16 protein-coding genes are annotated in these 17,367 nt (G+C 58.7%); all 16 read left to right on the plus strand.

Annotated features, from left to right (window positions below; genetic code table 11):
- The first annotated feature begins 8 nt into the window (after positions 1-8).
- Positions 9-671, plus strand: coding sequence for a ribulose-phosphate 3-epimerase (gene rpe / locus AADH44_RS06310; protein WP_341954823.1), 663 nt, complete (start codon positions 9-11; stop codon positions 669-671).
- A 36-nt stretch (positions 672-707) separates the two neighbouring features.
- Positions 708-1,082, plus strand: coding sequence for an FKBP-type peptidyl-prolyl cis-trans isomerase (locus AADH44_RS06315; RefSeq protein ID WP_341954825.1), 375 nt, complete (start codon positions 708-710; stop codon positions 1,080-1,082).
- A 61-nt stretch (positions 1,083-1,143) separates the two neighbouring features.
- Positions 1,144-1,407: a phosphoribosyl-ATP diphosphatase gene (locus AADH44_RS06320; protein ID WP_341954827.1), complete on the plus strand. Its 264-nt coding sequence runs from the start codon at positions 1,144-1,146 to the stop codon at positions 1,405-1,407.
- 43 nt (positions 1,408-1,450) lie between these two features.
- Entirely contained in the window at positions 1,451-2,293 is an 843-nt protein-coding gene (gene hisG / locus AADH44_RS06325) for an ATP phosphoribosyltransferase (protein WP_341954829.1), read from the plus strand.
- Positions 2,294-2,295: 2 nt separating this feature from the next.
- Positions 2,296-3,048, plus strand: coding sequence for an imidazole glycerol phosphate synthase subunit HisF (gene hisF / locus AADH44_RS06330; protein ID WP_341954831.1), 753 nt, complete (start codon positions 2,296-2,298; stop codon positions 3,046-3,048).
- Positions 3,045-3,422: a phosphoribosyl-AMP cyclohydrolase gene (hisI, locus tag AADH44_RS06335; RefSeq protein WP_341954832.1), complete on the plus strand. Its 378-nt coding sequence runs from the start codon at positions 3,045-3,047 to the stop codon at positions 3,420-3,422. The genes hisF and hisI overlap by 4 nt, the downstream gene beginning before the upstream one ends.
- On the plus strand, positions 3,415-4,941 hold the full coding sequence (locus AADH44_RS06340; protein WP_341954833.1) for an anthranilate synthase component I: 1,527 nt from the start codon (positions 3,415-3,417) through the stop codon (positions 4,939-4,941). Before hisI ends, AADH44_RS06340 begins: the two co-directional genes overlap by 8 nt.
- Positions 4,938-5,507, plus strand: coding sequence for a Trp biosynthesis-associated membrane protein (locus AADH44_RS06345; protein ID WP_341954834.1), 570 nt, complete (start codon positions 4,938-4,940; stop codon positions 5,505-5,507). Before AADH44_RS06340 ends, AADH44_RS06345 begins: the two co-directional genes overlap by 4 nt.
- 60 nt (positions 5,508-5,567) lie before the next feature.
- Positions 5,568-5,798, plus strand: coding sequence for a DUF6704 family protein (locus tag AADH44_RS06350; RefSeq protein WP_341954835.1), 231 nt, complete (start codon positions 5,568-5,570; stop codon positions 5,796-5,798).
- 1 nt (position 5,799) lies between these two features.
- The gene (trpC, locus tag AADH44_RS06355) at positions 5,800-6,570 is read left to right on the plus strand and encodes an indole-3-glycerol phosphate synthase TrpC (protein WP_341954837.1); all 771 of its coding nucleotides are present in this window, start codon (positions 5,800-5,802) and stop codon (positions 6,568-6,570) included.
- A complete protein-coding gene (gene trpB, locus AADH44_RS06360) occupies positions 6,570-7,799 on the plus strand; it encodes a tryptophan synthase subunit beta (RefSeq protein ID WP_341954838.1) in 1,230 nt (409 codons plus the stop codon). The genes trpC and trpB overlap by 1 nt, the downstream gene beginning before the upstream one ends.
- Positions 7,799-8,581 (plus strand): tryptophan synthase subunit alpha, encoded by a 783-nt coding sequence (gene trpA, locus AADH44_RS06365; RefSeq protein ID WP_341954839.1) that lies wholly within the window; start codon positions 7,799-7,801, stop codon positions 8,579-8,581. Before trpB ends, trpA begins: the two co-directional genes overlap by 1 nt.
- A gap of 84 nt (positions 8,582-8,665) precedes the next feature.
- Positions 8,666-9,697 (plus strand): prolipoprotein diacylglyceryl transferase, encoded by a 1,032-nt coding sequence (gene lgt, locus AADH44_RS06370; protein ID WP_341954933.1) that lies wholly within the window; start codon positions 8,666-8,668, stop codon positions 9,695-9,697.
- Between the two features lie 71 nt (positions 9,698-9,768).
- Positions 9,769-14,343 carry a glutamate synthase large subunit gene (gene gltB, locus AADH44_RS06375; protein ID WP_341954841.1) on the plus strand — a complete coding sequence of 1,525 codons (4,575 nt, stop codon included), beginning with the start codon at positions 9,769-9,771 and terminating at the stop codon, positions 14,341-14,343.
- Positions 14,336-15,793 (plus strand): glutamate synthase subunit beta, encoded by a 1,458-nt coding sequence (locus AADH44_RS06380; RefSeq protein ID WP_341954843.1) that lies wholly within the window; start codon positions 14,336-14,338, stop codon positions 15,791-15,793. Before gltB ends, AADH44_RS06380 begins: the two co-directional genes overlap by 8 nt.
- Positions 15,794-15,866: 73 nt before the next feature.
- Positions 15,867-17,312 carry a pyruvate kinase gene (gene pyk, locus AADH44_RS06385; RefSeq protein ID WP_341954845.1) on the plus strand — a complete coding sequence of 482 codons (1,446 nt, stop codon included), beginning with the start codon at positions 15,867-15,869 and terminating at the stop codon, positions 17,310-17,312.
- The last annotated feature ends 55 nt before the right edge of the window (positions 17,313-17,367 follow it).

Consider the following 17,367-nt stretch of genomic DNA (forward strand, 5'->3'; position numbering starts at 1 on the left):
CTCACGGTATGTCTGTACGCATTAGCCCCAGTATTCTCGCTGCCGATTTCGTGAATCTCGAACGTGATATTTCGCGGATCTCGAACGCTGATCTCGTGCATGTCGATATCATGGACAACCACTTCGTTCCCAACCTCACGTTCGGGTTGCAGATGACGGAACGCATTCAGCAGGTCTCTCCGATTCCCCTTGATGTGCACCTCATGATCGACAATCCGGAACGCTGGGCTCCGCAATACGCCGACTTGGGTGCGTTCGCGGTCACTTTTCATGCCGAAGCAGCGACAGATGCTGTTGCGCTGGCCCGCACACTGCGGTCACAGGGCACTCGCGCAGGTATCGCGGTGAAGCCAGGCACGGCAATCGAGCCGTATCTTGAACTGCTGGAAGAGTTTGATCAGGTGCTGGTCATGACCGTCGAGCCCGGGTTCGGCGGCCAGAGTTTCATGGAAGAAACGATGCCGAAGCTTCGCCAACTCCGCGAGCTAGTCGACAAACGAGGGCTAGATGTGTGGCTCGAGGTCGATGGGGGTGTTGACGATCGTACGATCGAGATCGCAGCGGCGGCCGGCGCCGACACATTTGTCGCGGGTTCGTCCGTCTACCGTGGAGCTGATCCTTCTCTTCGAGTCACCGATTTGCGCGAACGCGCGAGCGCTCACCGTCATTAGTCAGCTCGCAGCTATCTCGTCTGGTTGACTAGTCACATGAGCGATTCAGGAAAAACAAAGCCAGAGGTCGAGTTCTACGAGGGCCCAGCGCCCACTGAACTCGTCATTATCGATATTGAAGAAGGAACCGGAGCGGAAGCATCCGCCGGCGCAACCGTTGACGTTCACTATTTGGGCGTGGATTTCGAGTCGGGCGAAGAGTTCGACTCCTCCTGGAGCCGGGGGCAGTCCATCAACTTCCCCCTCACCTCGCTCATCAGCGGGTGGCAAGAAGGCATCCCGGGCATGAAGGTTGGCGGACGTCGTCAACTCATTTGCCCGCCTCACCTGGCCTACGGACCGGCAGGCGGAGGGCACCAGTTGTCTGGTCGCACCTTGACCTTCGTGATCGATCTTCTCGGTACGAACTAGGCAGGCGTTAGCTTCGTGTAAAACGGCGAGGGACCGCCCTTCGGGGCGGTACCCTTGACGTGTGAAAGACTTCGACGCACTTTTTGCAGAACTGAGCCGCAAAGCGATAGACCGCCCGGCAGACTCAGGTTCGGTTGCCCTGCTCGATGCTGGGGTGCACTCGATTGGCAAGAAGATCGTCGAGGAGGCCGCCGAAGTATGGATGGCCGCCGAGTTTCAATCTGACGAAGAAACTGCAGAAGAAATTTCGCAGCTTATTTACCACCTTCAGGTTCTGATGGTCGCCAAGGGGCTAACTCCCGAGGACGTGTGGCGACATCTGTGACGCCAACACCCACCCTTTTCGCGCGAACTGACTGAGAGTTGACATGTTAAGAGTTGCAGTGCCCAATAAGGGTTCACTGAGCGATACCGCCTCTGAAATGCTCTATGAGGCCGGCTATGCTGGTCGGCGGGATCCCCGCGCACTGAACGTGCGTGATGAACGCAATGATGTTGAATTCTTCTACCTTCGTCCCCGAGACATCGCTACCTACGTTGGCTCGGGCGCGCTTGATGTCGGGATCACCGGTCGGGATTTGCTCCTCGATTCCCAATCGCCCGCGGTGGAGATTTCGAGCCTCGATTTTGGGGGATCGACCTTTCGCTTTGCGGGCACCCCGGGGCGCTTCACCGAACTCGCTGACCTCAACGGTGTGCGGGTGGCAACGAGCTATGCAGGACTAGTTGGCGCGTTTCTCGAGCGCAACGGCGTAAAGGCCACGCTCGTCAGCCTGGATGGTGCGGTTGAGTCCGCGATCCGACTCGGCGTTGCGGATGCCGTGGCCGACGTGGTGTCGACAGGGTCAACTCTCCGCGCACAGGGCCTCGAAATTTTCGGCCCTGTCATCCTCGATTCCACGGCCGTACTCATTAGCTCGGGCACCGCAGCCCGAGACGGCGTCGCCACCCTTCAGCGCCGGCTGCAGGGTGTTCTTGTTGCTCGCCAGTTTGTGTTGATCGACTACGACATCCCAGTTCGCCTCCTTGAGGCAGCAACGAAAGTGACTCCCGGAATCGAAAGCCCGACTGTTTCGCCACTGCAAGATCCGGAGTGGGTCGCCGTGCGATCGATGGTTCGTCGCACCGACACCAACCACGTCATGGACGAGCTCTACGCCGTTGGCGCACGTGCAATTCTCGTCAGCACAATTCACGCAGCGAGAATCTAGTCGTGGCTGTCGCTGTTCGGGTCATTCCGTGCCTCGACGTCGCTGACGGTCGCGTCGTCAAGGGCGTCAACTTCAAGGATCTTCGTGATGCGGGCGACCCCGTTGGATTAGCTCGTATGTACTACGAGCAGGGTGCCGATGAAATTACCTTCCTTGACGTCACCGCGACCGTCGAGGATCGCGCAACGATGTACGACGTCGTGCGCTCGGCCGCAGAACAGATCTTTATCCCCTTGACGGTTGGCGGCGGAGTCCGCGAACCCGACGACGTCTCTAAGCTGCTCGCCCACGGCGCGGATAAAGTTGGGGTCAACAGCGCGGCACTCGCACGACCGCAACTCATCGACGACATTGCTCAACGGTTTGGTGCTCAAGTTCTGGTACTGAGCCTCGATATCAAGCGGCGCGGCGATGGCTGGATCGTCACTACCCACGGCGGTCGCACAGAAACCGACCGCGATGCGCTCGAATGGGCGAAAGAAGCGATGGAACGCGGCGCAGGGGAACTTCTCGTCAACTCGATTGATGCAGACGGAACCAAGCAGGGTTTCGACCTCGAACTAGTCTCGGCGATCAGCGAGTTTGCCACCGTGCCTATCATCGCCAGTGGCGGCGCAGGTGCGGTTGAGCATTTTGCGCCAGCAATCGCGGCCGGCGCGGATGCCGTGCTCGCCGCCTCCGTATTCCACAGCCGTCAACTGACAGTTGGCGAAGTCAAAGAGTCCCTTCGAAGTCATGGATTGGTTACGCGATGAGCGACGAACTCACCCTTGCAACGATTAGCGATGTTCTTGAGCGGGCACAGTTTGCGTCGGATGGTTTGCTTCCGGCGATCATTCAGCAGTGGGACACCAAGGAGGTGCTCATGTTGGGCTACATGAACGCTGAAGCACTCACCAGAACGCTGACGGAAGGCCGAGTTACCTTCTACAGCCGGAGCCGCCAAGAACTGTGGCGCAAGGGCGACACCAGTGGGCACCGCCAGTATGTGCGAACGGCCGCTTTGGACTGCGATCGCGATGCTCTACTCGTGGGCGTCGAACAGGTTGGGCCAGCGTGCCATACGGGTGCTCACTCCTGCTTCGAGGTTGACCCGCTCGTTCCGCTTCAGGGGTTCTCCCATGAATAGCACCACAGATCACGCGGAGTTCGAGCAACTTGTTTCAGCAGGCAATCGCGTCATTCCGGTCATCCGCCAAGTATTTGCGGACGGTGAGACACCCGTCGGCATTTATCGCAAGCTCGCTCAAGCCAAGCCAGGAACATTTCTTCTCGAGTCGGCAGGGCAGGGCGGCATCTGGTCGCGTTTCTCGTTTGTGGGAGTCGCCAGCTTTGGCGTGCTCACACACCGCGAAGACAGCGTTGAGTGGATCGACTACGGACTATCGCGAGAGAGAGTGCTCGGCGACGACTGCCCAACGGCACCGCTAGACGCGCTTGCGCACCTCAACGAACGGTGGAAGACCCCGAGGGTTGCTGGTCATCCGCCTCTCACCGGAGGGCTCGTCGGCTTTATCGGCTGGGAGGCAGTCCGTCAGCTGGAGGACTTGCCGGATGCTCCGCCTGCTGACTTTGACGTTCCGAGTCAGGCACTGAGTTTCGTCTCCGATCTCGTGGTTCTCGATCATCGCAATGGCACGGTGTTGCTTATTTCGACTACGCTCAATGACGGAAATCTCGACGCCGCCACGATGTGGACAGAGGCACAGTCGCGACTGGATGTGCTGCAGGCGGGGCTGGCCCGACCAACCGAGGCCTTTTTGGCTGACGTCGATATTGAGATCGAACCATTACCAATCGCGCGCACTACGCCAGAGCAATACGCGGATGCCATCGCGCGCTCTAAGGAGTTCATCCGTGATGGCGATGTCTTCCAGGTTGTAATTTCGCAGCGTTTCGATCACGAACTCAGCGCGAGCCCACTCGACGTCTATCGCGTACTCCGAACGCTCAACCCCTCGCCGTACATGTATCTGCTGTCGCTTGTCGACGTCGATGGTCGCCCGTATTCGATTGTCGGGGCAAGCCCCGAGGCGCTCGTTAAGGTTTCGCAGAAACGTGTGCACATGCATCCGATTGCCGGATCGCGCCCCCGTGGCGTCGATACCGAGCACGATCTCGAACTGGCCGAAGAGCTGCTCGCCGACACTAAAGAGCGTGCAGAACACCTTATGCTCGTCGATTTAGCTCGTAACGATCTCCTTAAGGTCTGCACACCAGGAACGGTTGCTGTGACTGAGTTCATGCAGGTGGAGAGGTTCAGCCATATCATGCACCTGGTGTCGTCAGTAGAGGGCGATCTCTTGCCTGCTGCATCAGCTGTGGATGTGTTCCGTGCGACCTTCCCGGCAGGGACTCTCTCCGGGGCGCCCAAGCCTCGTGCTCTCGAGATTATCGATGAACTCGAACCTGCTCAGCGCGGTGTTTACGGGGGAGTTGTTGGTTACTTCGACTTCGCCGGCGATGCTGACTTAGCAATCGCGATCCGCACTGTCACCATCGTGGATGGAGTGGCGCGCGTGCAGGCGGGCGCTGGACTAGTAGCCGATTCCGACCCCGCAGCGGAGCACCAAGAGGCTAAGAACAAAGCTGCCGCTCCGCTCCGCGCGGTTGCGGTAGCGAACGCGATGCGGCGGCTGACGTCATGATTTTTAAGCGTTCACGGCTTATTGTGCTGGCTGGCCTTGTGCTCCTCGGTGCAACAGTGATGCTGTCATGGACGCAGACGTGGTTCACGATCGTCGTCAACGACGGCACCGCCGTTGACGTTCTCGGCAGCGATGCTGTCGGGTCGCTTGCGGCCCTTGCGCTAGCTGTGTTTGCACTGGTCGCTGCGCTCAGTTTGTCCTCGGTAATAGTGCGCAGAGTTCTTGGCGTTGTCGCTGCGGGCGTCGGCGGCGCGGTCATTCTTGTCACCCAGTCGGCGTTGGAAGACCCGCTGCGAGCATCCAGCTCGCTGATTACCGAGGCCACAGGAATCAGTGGCGCGCAGTCACTTCGTGGGCTGGTTGACGTTGTCAGCGTCAGCGGGTGGCCTGTACCCGCGATCGTTGGCGGTGGACTGATCGTTGTCATCGGGCTGTTTGCGACATTTTCGGCCCATCGTTGGCCAGTTGCGACCAAGAAGTATGATCGCGCGACGACGGTAGTAGCCGACGATCCCGCCTCGCAATGGGATGCTCAGAGCAGAGGAATCGATCCAACCGCCGACTGAGTGGCGCAACTGCGGGCGTTACTCCCGCTAGAATTTAAGATCAGCAAAGAATGGAGCCTGATGAGTACTGATACTGACCCCGGCCATGGAAATTCTCCGGCAGCATGGACCGCCGTGGTCATCATGTTGGTCGCGTTCGTAATCGGAACCTTCGCCTTCTGGTTCGTTGTGCCGTGGCTAGTATTTGCCTCGGCTGGCCTCGTCGTCGTGGGATTGATTGTCGGTTTGGTGCTGAGCAAGCTTGGCTACGGCGTCGGTGGCGACAAGCTCACCGCCGAGCCCCACAACTAGAGTGCTCTCCGACTTAGTCGACGGCGCGCTCGAAGATGCCGCCGTTCGTCGTGAATCAGTCAGCCTCGTCGATATAGAGCGGGCCGCTTCTGAAGCCCTTCCCGCTCTAGATGCCCTTGAGGCTCTGTCGCCGCGGGAATGCGTGCACATCATTGCCGAAGTCAAGCGATCGAGCCCCTCGAGGGGTGCTCTCGCCGAGATCAGCGATCCTGCATCGCTCGCGTTGTCTTACCAAACCGGTGGGGCGAGCGCAATCAGCGTCCTCACTGAGCAGCGTCGGTTTGGCGGTTCGCTTGAGGACCTCATTAGCGTGAAGTCGGTTGTTCGCCTTCCTGTGCTGCGCAAAGATTTTATTGCTGAGCCGTACCAGGTTTTCGAGGCTCGCGCTGCGGGTGCAGATCTTGTACTGCTTATCGTCGCGGCGCTCGATCAACGCACTCTCTCGACGCTGTATAACTTGATCATTGAGCTCGGCATGACTCCGCTGGTGGAAACTCATTCTGCTGACGAGGTTTCTCGCGCTCTGGATGTCGGAGCAAGCTTGGTGGGCGTCAACGCGCGAAACCTGAGCACCTTCGAACTCGACCAAAACCTGTTTGGTGAACTAGCCGATCAGATCCCTAGCGGTGTAATCCGCATTGCGGAATCGGCCGTGAAGTCTGCGGCTGATGTCGCCCACTATCGGAAGGCAGGCGCCGACGTGGTTCTCGTAGGCGAAGCACTCGTCACTGGTGACCCTATTGCCACCCTTCAAGAATTTTTGGACTGCTGATGCTGAGAGATGAACTGGGCCCATATTTCGGAGAGTTCGGTGGACGCTTTGTTCCCGAATCGCTGATCGCTGCTCTTGATGAGCTCGACGCCGCATACAACGAAGCTAAAAACGATCCCTCGTTCCAAGCGGAACTCGCGGAACTCCATCGGAGCTACACCGGTCGACCGTCCATCATTACCGAGGTTCCGCGCTTTGCGGAACACGCTGGTGGGGCGCGCATCATCCTTAAACGCGAAGATCTCAACCACACCGGCTCTCACAAGATCAACAACGTTCTCGGTCAGGCGCTGCTCGCCCGCCGTCTCGGCAAGACTCGTTTGATCGCTGAGACTGGCGCAGGTCAACACGGTGTTGCCACCGCTACGGCTGCTGCACTCTTCGGCATGTCCTGCGTCGTTTACATGGGCGAGGTGGATACCGAGCGCCAGGCCTTGAACGTCGCTCGAATGCGTCTTCTCGGCGCCGAGGTTATTCCCGTGACGGCTGGGTCGCGCACTCTCAAGGACGCAATCAACGAAGCGCTGCGCGACTGGGTCGCCGATGTTGAAGACACTCACTACCTCCTGGGCACCGTTGCTGGCCCGCATCCGTTCCCTGTCATGGTGCGCGACTTTCACAAGGTCATCGGTGACGAAGCTCGCGAGCAGGTTCTCACGCTCACTGGTGCGCTTCCGACGGCGATTGCTGCGTGTGTTGGCGGCGGCAGCAATGCGATGGGAATCTTTCACGCGTTCCTTGACGATCCCGATGTTGCGCTCTACGGTTTCGAGGCCGGTGGCGAAGGCCACCTCACTGAACGCCATGCTGCGACGCTTACTCGGGGTCGTCCCGGCGTTCTTCACGGTGCTCGCAGCTACTTGCTGCAAGACGACGATGGTCAGACTGTTGAGTCACACTCGATCTCTGCTGGTCTCGACTATCCCGGTGTCGGCCCCGAGCATTCGTGGCTCAAAGATATCGGCCGCGCCAACTATGTGCCCATCACGGATGCCGAAGCGATGGATGCCCTTCGCCTCTTGAGCAGAACCGAAGGAATTATTCCGGCGATTGAGTCTGCCCACGCATTGGCTGGGGCCCTCAACCTGGGAAAGCAACTTGGACCCGATTCGGTGATTTTGGTGAACCTGAGTGGCCGTGGTGATAAAGACATGGAAACTGCAGCGGAATACTTTGACCTGATTGACGCTGCGGCCTCAGACGCTCACGTTGGCGCTGAGGAGAAATGATGAGTGCTGTAGAAGACACCATCATCCAAGCGAATCGTGACCGTTCGGGCGCGCTCATTGGGTATCTGCCCGTGGGATTCCCGACGATTGCTGACAGCATCGACGCCGCAGTAGCTCTCGCTGAGAATGGCGTTGACGTCATTGAACTCGGGTTGCCATACTCTGACCCCGTGATGGATGGTCCGGCTATTCAGAAGGCGACGCAGGTCGCACTCGCCAATGGATTCCGACTTCAGGACGGTTTTGATGCTGTCGCTGAGATCACTTCGCGAGTATCAGCTCCCGTCCTCCTGATGAGCTATTGGAATCCCATCATGCAGTTCGGTGTTGACCGATTTGCCGATTATCTCGCGGCTGCCGGGGGAGCCGGAATTATCACGCCTGACCTCGTTAGCGATGAGGCGGGGGAGTGGATCGCCGCGTCTGAGCGCACTGGCCTTGATCGTGTGTTCTTGGCTGCACCGTCATCTAGTGACGAACGACTGGTTCGCGCCGTAGAGGCAAGTACTGGTTTCGTCTACGCAGTATCCACTATGGGTATCACTGGCGCGAGGTCCGACGTCGACAGCGCTGCGAAGGCCCTTGTTGCTCGCCTTCGTGAGGCCGGTTCTACTAACGCATGTGTCGGTCTCGGTATTTCCACTGCCGACCAGGTTCGTGAAGTTCTTAGCTATGCCGATGGCGCAATCGTCGGCTCAGTATTCGTTAGTGCTCTGGCGACCGGCGGTGTGAGCGCGGTTGCGAAAACGGCCGCGGCCCTTTCCACCGGTACGCTTGCCTAGTCGCAGTCCAGAAAGGTGACCGTCTTGTCATTAGTGCCCCTCAGTATCCCGAGCCCCCCTGATTCCTGGTCAACGCTCGCTACAATCCCGTTCGGGCAATGGTTGAGCGGTTTGGGGGTCAACCCCAATCAGGCAATCGTCATTCATACGTACGCAATTTGCATCATGATCGGAATCATTGCGGCGACGTGGCTGACATCGCGCCGGCTCACGAGCCGTGGCGCTGAGCCCGGCGTCGTGCTCGACATCATCATTTGGGCTGTGCCTCTCGGTTTGGTCGGTGCACGTTTGTATCACGTTTTCACTCACCCCAGTGACTACTTCTATGAGGGCGCCGACCCGTGGGAAATCATCCGCATCTGGAACGGAGGCAATGCCATTTTCGGATCGTTGATTGGTGGCGCTGTCGGTGCCTACATCGGCGCTCGCATGACAGGCATCCGTTTCTGGAGCTTCGCGGATGCGCTCGCCCCCGGCATGCTTTTGGCTCAAGCCATCGGCCGGCTGGGCAACTACTTCAACCATGAGCTTTTCGGTCAGCCGACCGATCTACCGTGGGGTCTCGAAATTGAGTCCGGTAACTCGGCGATCCCTGTGGGATTGCCCGTTGACACGCTCTTTCATCCGACGTTCCTTTATGAAATGGTGTGGAACGTTGTCGGTATTGTGTTCTTGCTCACAATGGAGCGCCAGTACGGCTTCGTCAAGAAGCACGTCCTCGGTCTCAACCTTCCTGTCTTCACCGCCACCGGCCCGATCCGCCTGCAGTGGGGCAAGGTTTGGGCTCTGTACATGATCTGGTACGGGATCGGGCGCGTCTGGTTCGAATCTATCCGTATCGACCCGAGTGAGGTCTACTTGGGACTTCGCGTCAATGTCTGGGGAGCGATCTTCGCGATAGCTCTCGGCGTGATCCTGTTCATCGTGCAGTCCCGTCGCCATGTCGGTGTCGAACGCAGCGCCTACGTCGATGGTCACCGGTGGACCGCCGATGGTGTTGTAAACTCCGAGGAAACATATTCCGAGCATGACATTGTCGTCAACGCTGCCGAGGAGCCCGCTCCTGTCACTGCTCCGAAAGAGTCCGCCACAAGCGGCCACACCCCTCAGGCCTAAATCCGGCACTGAATTGTCTCTGGGCCATAGAAGTCCCTCTCCGCACCAGTAATACGTGAGGACGGTACGGCATGGCTGTTACCCCACCCTTTGAACGCTTTGGTTCGATCCCGGCAGCTGCAGGGATGTACGACCCAGCCAATGAGAAAGATGCTTGTGGTCTCGCGATGGTGGCGACGCTTCGGGGCACTCCCGGGCACGACATCATTACGACCGCGCTTGAGGCGCTGCGAAACCTAGAGCACCGTGGTGCCGTCGGTTCCGATGCGGGCACCGGCGATGGTGCGGGAATCATGACGCAGATTCCGGACGCCTTCTTCCGTGATGTTGTCGACTTTGAGTTGCCGAGCAATGGCCGTTATGCCGTCGGTAACGTCTTTCTGCCGATTGACAGCACGGCCCGCCATGAGGTCAAGGCAGGCATTGAGAAGCTCGCAGAAGAAGAGGACCTCACGGTCTTGGGTTGGCGCGATGTCCCCATCCAGCCCGAGGAATTGGGCGCTCTCGCTCGCGGAGCTATGCCCGCGATTGAGCAGCTATTCCTGCAGTCCAAGCGCGTCGATTTAAAGGGCACGCTTCGCGGCATCCACCTTGATCGCCAGACCTACCGTTTGCGCAAGCGCGCCGAACGTGAACTTCACGTGTATTTTCCTTCGCTATCGTGTCGAACCATCACCTATAAAGGGATGGTGACGACGCTTCAGCTGGAGCCGTTCTATCCTGACCTCTCTGACGAGCGCTTCGCGTCGAAGCTCGCGCTCGTTCACTCCCGCTACTCAACCAATACATTTCCGTCTTGGCCGCTGGCCCAGCCGTTCCGGATGGTCGCCCACAACGGTGAAATCAACACTGTTCAGGGCAACCGCAACTGGATGCGCGCACGCCAGTCGCAGCTTGAATCAGCCGTGTTCGGGGACATCACCGACATTCTGCCCGTCAACACTCCGGGAGCGAGTGATTCTGCATCGTTCGATGAGGTTGTTGAACTTCTCAGTCTTGCTGGGCGCCCGCTGCCGCACGCGATGATGATGATGGTTCCTGAGGCTTACGAGAACCAGGTCGACGCAGATCCGCGACGTCGCGCGTTCTACGAGTACCACTCGATGCTCATGGAGCCGTGGGATGGCCCGGCTGCGCTGGTCTTTACTGACGGTTCGCTCGTTGGCGCGACGCTTGACCGCAATGGTCTGCGCCCCGGCCGCTACCTTGTCACCGATGACGGCCTTGTCGTGCTCGCGAGCGAAATCGGTGTGTTCGACGTTGAGCCGACCAAGGTGGTTCGAAAAGGTCGCCTACGCCCGGGCAAGATGTTCCTTGTTGATACTCAGGCGGGACGTCTGATTGAGGATGATGAGATCAAGGCCGAGCTTGCCGCATCACAGCCCTGGGCTGAGTGGCTTGAGAGCGGACGCATTGCTCTTGAGGAGCTGCCCGAGCGCGAGCACATTGTTCACACTCCGGCATCGGTTACTCGCCGTCAGCGCACCTTCGGCTATACCGAGGAAGAAGTGCGCATCCTCATCGAGCCTATGTCGCGGTTGGGCGCAGAGCCTCTCGGCGCGATGGGTTCAGACACCCCCATAGCGGTCTTGTCTGAGCGACCACGGTTGCTTTTTGACTACTTCACTCAGCAATTCGCTCAGGTGACCAACCCACCGCTCGACTCGATCCGCGAAGCGGTTGTTACGTCGATGCGTTTGGGCGTTGGCCCACAGCGCAACCTACTATCGGCCACTCCGGAGCACGCCAAGCAGGTCGCTCTGCCCTTCCCGGTAATCGACAACGATGAACTCGCTAAGATCCAGCACATCGAACCTCATCCGGGATCGCGACTCGCGAGAACCATCAAGGGCCTCTATCGGGTCGATGCTGGTCCTTCTGCAATGGAAGCCCGCTTGGCGTCAATGTGCGCCGAGGCTGACGCGGCGATTGCGGATGGGGCAGAGTTCATCGTGCTGTCGGATCGCGATTCCAACAAAGATTTGGCACCGATTCCCTCGTTGCTCATGCTAGCGACGGTGCATCATCACCTCATCAGGCAGCAGGATCGGATGAAGGTTGGTCTGATCGTTGAGGCCGGTGACGTTCGTGAGGTTCATCACGTTGCGCTCCTCGTGGGCTATGGCGCATCAGCGATCAATCCGTATTTGGCGATGGAAACTGCCGAAGAGCTCGTACGCAATGGCACAATAACCGAGGTGAGCGCCGAGAAAGCGGTTCGCAATCTCATTACGGCACTCGGCAAGGGTGTCTTGAAGATCATGTCCAAAATGGGTATTTCGGTGGTGAGTTCCTACGCCGGCGCTCAGGCCTTCGAAGCTGTTGGGCTTTCCCAGGCGTTCGTCGACCAGTACTTCACGGGAACAAAGAGCATTCTGGGTGGCGTCAGTCTCGATGCAATCGCTCGCGAGAATGCTGCCCGGCATACGGCCGCCTACCCCGAGGACCGTGCTCCAACCGTGCACGAACGACTCAACACGGGTGGCGAATACCAGTGGCGACGCGATGGCCCGCCTCACTTGTTCAACCCTGAGACAGTTTTCAAGCTGCAGCACTCGACACGGACGCGTCGCTACGACATTTTCCGCGAGTACACGTCGAAGGTCGACGAGCAAGCAGAAAACCTCATGACATTGCGTGGTCTGTTTAAGTTCACGACCGAGGGACGCGAATCAGTACCGATCGACGAGGTTGAGTCTGTCGCGAGCATCGTGAAGCGTTTTAGCACTGGGGCGATGAGCTACGGCTCAATCAGCAAAGAAGCTCACGAAACGCTTGCGATAGCGATGAACCAGCTGGGAGCACGGTCGAACACCGGTGAAGGCGGCGAGGACGTTGAGCGACTGCTCGACCCCGCCCGTCGCAGTGCAATCAAGCAGGTTGCATCGGGCCGCTTCGGGGTTACGAGCATGTACTTGACTCATGCCGACGACATCCAGATCAAGATGGCTCAAGGAGCTAAGCCTGGTGAGGGCGGTCAGCTGCCCGCAAGCAAGGTCTATCCGTGGATCGCACGAACTCGCCACGGCACACCAGGGGTCGGCCTCATTTCGCCGCCGCCGCACCACGACATCTACTCGATCGAAGACCTCAAACAACTGATCTTCGACCTCAAACGTTCGAACCCCTCCGCTCGAGTGCACGTCAAGCTTGTGAGCCAAAAGGGTATCGGGGCGGTGGCGGCTGGTGTGACTAAGGCTAAAGCCGATGTCGTGTTGGTTTCGGGCCACGATGGTGGCACGGGTGCAAGCCCACTCAACTCCCTTAAGCATGCGGGTACGCCGTGGGAGATTGGCCTAGCGGAAACTCAACAGACCCTCATGCTCAACGGAATGCGTGACCGTGTGGTCGTGCAGGTCGATGGGCAAATGAAGACGGGGCGTGACGTCATCATTGGCGCGCTTCTGGGCGCCGAAGAGTACGGGTTCGCGACAGCGCCTCTCGTGGTGTCTGGTTGCATCCTGATGCGAGTCTGTCACCTGGATACGTGTCCGGTGGGTGTTGCCACTCAGAACCCTGAATTACGGGAGCGATTCACGGGCAAGCCTGAATTCATCGTCAACTTTTTCGAGTTCTTGGCTCAAGAAGTTCGCGAATACTTGGCGGAGCTGGGGTTCCGCACCCTCGGTGAAGCAATCGGTCACAGCGAACTGCTCGACATGAACCGAGCGATCTCACACTGGAAGACCGACGGGCTCGACCTTTCTCCGATCTTTGACGGGCCGGAATTCGCGGCCGACGAGCCTCGCACACAGTCGGTGGCTCAAGACCATGAGCTAGCTGAGCACTTCGACCAGAAGCTCATCGAATTGAGCCACGACGCGTTAGTCAATAAGACGTCGGTCGAGATTGATCTTCCCGTGCGCAATACCGACCGCGCGGTTGGCACCATGCTCGGCCACGAAGTCACTGTCCGACATGGCGAGCATGGTCTTCCGACTGACACAATCACGATCACCCTCCACGGCTCCGCTGGGCAGTCGCTCGGCGCGTTCGTTCCCTCGGGTATTTCGCTGAAGCTTTATGGCGACAGCAACGACTACGTCGGTAAGGGTCTCTCTGGTGGTTCCGTCGTTGTGCGACCTGACCTGTCGAGTGTTTTTGCTGCAGAGAACAATGTGATCGCGGGTAACGTTATTGGCTACGGTGCGACCAGCGGCAGCATCTTCATCCGAGGCAAGGTGGGCGAGCGTTTCATGGTGCGAAACTCGGGCGCTACCGCAATTGCTGAAGGCGTTGGCGACCATGCGCTTGAGTACATGACCGGTGGTCTTGTCCTCATTCTCGGCACGACGGGCCGAAACCTTGGCGCGGGAATGTCTGGAGGAACCGCCTACATTCACGAGTTACGCGAAGAGCGCGTCAATGGTGAATCGTTGAGCACAGGCGAATTAGTGCTGTCCGAACTCGGCAGCGCTGACGTTGAGATAGTCAAAGATCTGCTTGAGCGTCATCATCTAGAAACAGGGTCTGTCGTCGCTGAGCGAATGCTCGCTGACATGGACGCGACGGCAACCAAGTTCACCAAGGTCACACCGCGCGACTACGCGGCCGTGATCCAGACTCGAGCAACAGCATTGGCCGAAGGACTCGACCCCGATGGGGATGTTACTTGGGCGCGAATTAAGGAGGTAACGGGTGGCTGATCCCCAGGGATTCCTCAAGGTACAAGAGCGTGAACTCCCCACACGACGCCCGGTCAGTCTGCGACTGATGGATTTCAAAGAGGTCTATGAACAGCAAGAGTCGGGTCAGTTGGCGCGACAAGCCGGTCGCTGCATGGATTGCGGCGTCCCGTTTTGTCATCAGGGTTGCCCACTGGGCAATCTGATCCCCGAGTGGAACGACCTCATGCGCCGCGGTGAAAGCGCTGAAGCAATTGAGCGTTTGCACGCAACGAACAACTTTCCCGAATTCACGGGCCGGCTGTGCCCAGCTCCCTGCGAGAGTTCCTGCGTGCTCGGAATCAACCAGCCCGCAGTCACGATTAAGCAGATCGAAGTCTCGATCATCGATCAGGCATTCGCTGACGGCAACGTCACACCGCATCCGCCCGAGCGTTTGACAGGGAAGACTGTCGCGGTCGTCGGTTCCGGACCTGCCGGTTTGGCCGCAGCGCAGCAGCTGACTCGTGCAGGGCACACCGTCGCAGTGTTCGAGCGTGAGGACCGCATTGGTGGACTTCTTCGCTACGGCATCCCCGACTTCAAGATGGAAAAGCGCCACATCGAATTGCGTATTGCGCAGATGCAAGCAGAGGGAACGCGATTCCGTGCTGGAGTCACCATTGGTGTCGACATCTCGTGGAATGATCTTCGTTCACGTTACGATGCCGTCGTCGTGGCAACGGGTGCGACCGTTCCTCGCGACCTGCCGATTCCTGGCCGTGATTCCCTCGGCGTGCACTTCGCCATGGAATACCTAGTTCAGTCGAATAAGGCTGTCGCAGGTGATTCCGTCAGCGAGCAAGTGACAGCCGAAGGCAAGCACGTCGTCGTTCTTGGTGGAGGCGACACCGGTGCTGACTGCATCGGCACTGCACACCGGCAGGGTGCCCTCTCGGTAACGAACCTTGCGATTGGCGTTCAGCCGCCCGCAGAGCGCCCCGAACACCAGCCGTGGCCACTCACTCCAACTCTCTTCGAGGTGTCGAGCGCTCACGAAGAGGGCGGCGAGCGCCTGTACCTGGCTTCGACCATCGAATTCGTGACAAACACCGTTGGCGAAGTTCGTTCGATCAAGGTCGCTGAAACTGAGTTTGCCGATGGTCACCGAGTGCCGAAGGCGGGCACGGAGCGCGAGATTCCGGCAGACCTCGTGCTTCTCGCGATGGGGTTCACCGGTCCAGAAACTGACACTCTCGACACGCAGCTTCCGTTGGCATCGGATGACCGTGGCAATCTCATACGGGATTCTGACTACCAGAGCGAAACCCCCGGCGTGTACGTTGTCGGGGATGCGGGTCGTGGTCAGTCGCTAATTGTGTGGGCTATCGCTGAGGGTAGGGCTGCGGCATCCGCTGTAGATCGCTACCTTGAGGGGGAGACGCAGCTGCCGTTCCCCGTTTCCCCTACCGACCGCGGTATGACCGTCTAACTGTTCCACCACCACCACCACCACCACCACCACCACCACCACCACCACCACCACTAAATCGTCAAAGGAAGTTATGAGACGCGCAAAAATCGTCGCGACACTCGGCCCGGCTACATCGAGCTACGAGAACATCAGGGCAATCGTCGATGCAGGTGTCGATGTTGCTCGCATGAACCTCAGCCATGGAACCTATGCGGTTCACGAAGAGGTGTACGCAAACGTGCGTCGCGCCGCAGAGGATGCTGGCCGTGCCGTCGCAGTAATGGTCGACCTCCAAGGCCCCAAGATTCGTCTCGGCAAGTTCGAGGACGGCCCCTATGAACTCGCTGTTGGCGACATTTTCACGATTACGACCGACGACATCGTGGGCAATCGCGAAATCTGCGGAACGACCTTCAAGGGTCTCCCTCATGATGTTGCTCCTGGTGATTTCTTGCTGATCGACGATGGCAAGGTGAAAGTCAAGGTGGTCAGCTCGACCGACACGGCGGTCACCACTGAGGTGGTTGTTGCCGGCGCCGTCTCGAACAACAAGGGCATCAACCTGCCGGGTGTTGCCGTGAACGTTCCAGCACTCTCTGAGAAGGATGAGGACGACCTCCGTTGGGGTCTGAAGCTTGGTGCCGACCTCATCGCTCTGTCGTTCGTGCGAAACGCCGACGACATCGTGCGGGTGCACGAGATCATGGATGAGGAGGGTCGCCGAGTTCCTGTCATCGCCAAGATTGAGAAGCCACAGGCCGTTGACCATCTCGAAGCGATCATTGACGCCTTCGACTCGATCATGGTTGCGCGCGGTGACCTCGGTGTTGAATTACCGCTCGAGGCCGTCCCGATCGTTCAGAAGCGCACTGTTGAGTTGGCTCGTCGCATGGCGAAGCCCGTTATTGTTGCGACACAGATGCTTGAGTCGATGATTTCCAGCCCTGTGCCCACGCGCGCTGAGACCTCCGACGTCGCCAACGCGATTTTGGATGGCGCTGACGCCGTCATGCTCAGTGGTGAAACGAGCGTGGGGGAGTATCCCGTGATCACGGTTCAGACGATGGCGAAGATTGTGGCTTCCACTGAGGAACACGGTCTGGACCGTATTGCTGAGCTGGGAACGAAGCCAAGGACTCAGGGTGGGGCGATCACTCTCGCCGCGGCCGAAGTTGCGGCGTTTGTTGAAGCCAAATATGTGTGCGTGTTTACCGAATCGGGTGATTCAGCGCGCCGGATGTCGCGACTGCGGTTCCGCATTCCGATGAAAGCGTTCACCCCTAGCCCAGAGATTCAACGCCGGATGGCACTGATCTGGGGGATCGAAACTTTCATCGTTGATCGCGTTACTCATACCGATGAGATGTATCGACAGGTTGACGAAGTGTTGCTTGATCAGAAGCTGGCGGAAATCGGCGACAAGGTCGTCGTAATTTCCGGTTCCCCTCCGGGAATTTCCGGATCGACGAATGACTTGCGAGTGCACATCATCGGAGATGCAATTAACGCGAAGGCTCCCGTGTGGGCTACTAATTAGCCTCTAGCGAGCTAATTAGTGAGACTATGTCGGCGCTGAACCTCACGGTTAGCGC

The sequence above is a fragment of the Salinibacterium sp. TMP30 genome, assembly GCF_038397785.1.
Classification (GTDB): domain Bacteria; phylum Actinomycetota; class Actinomycetes; order Actinomycetales; family Microbacteriaceae; genus Rhodoglobus.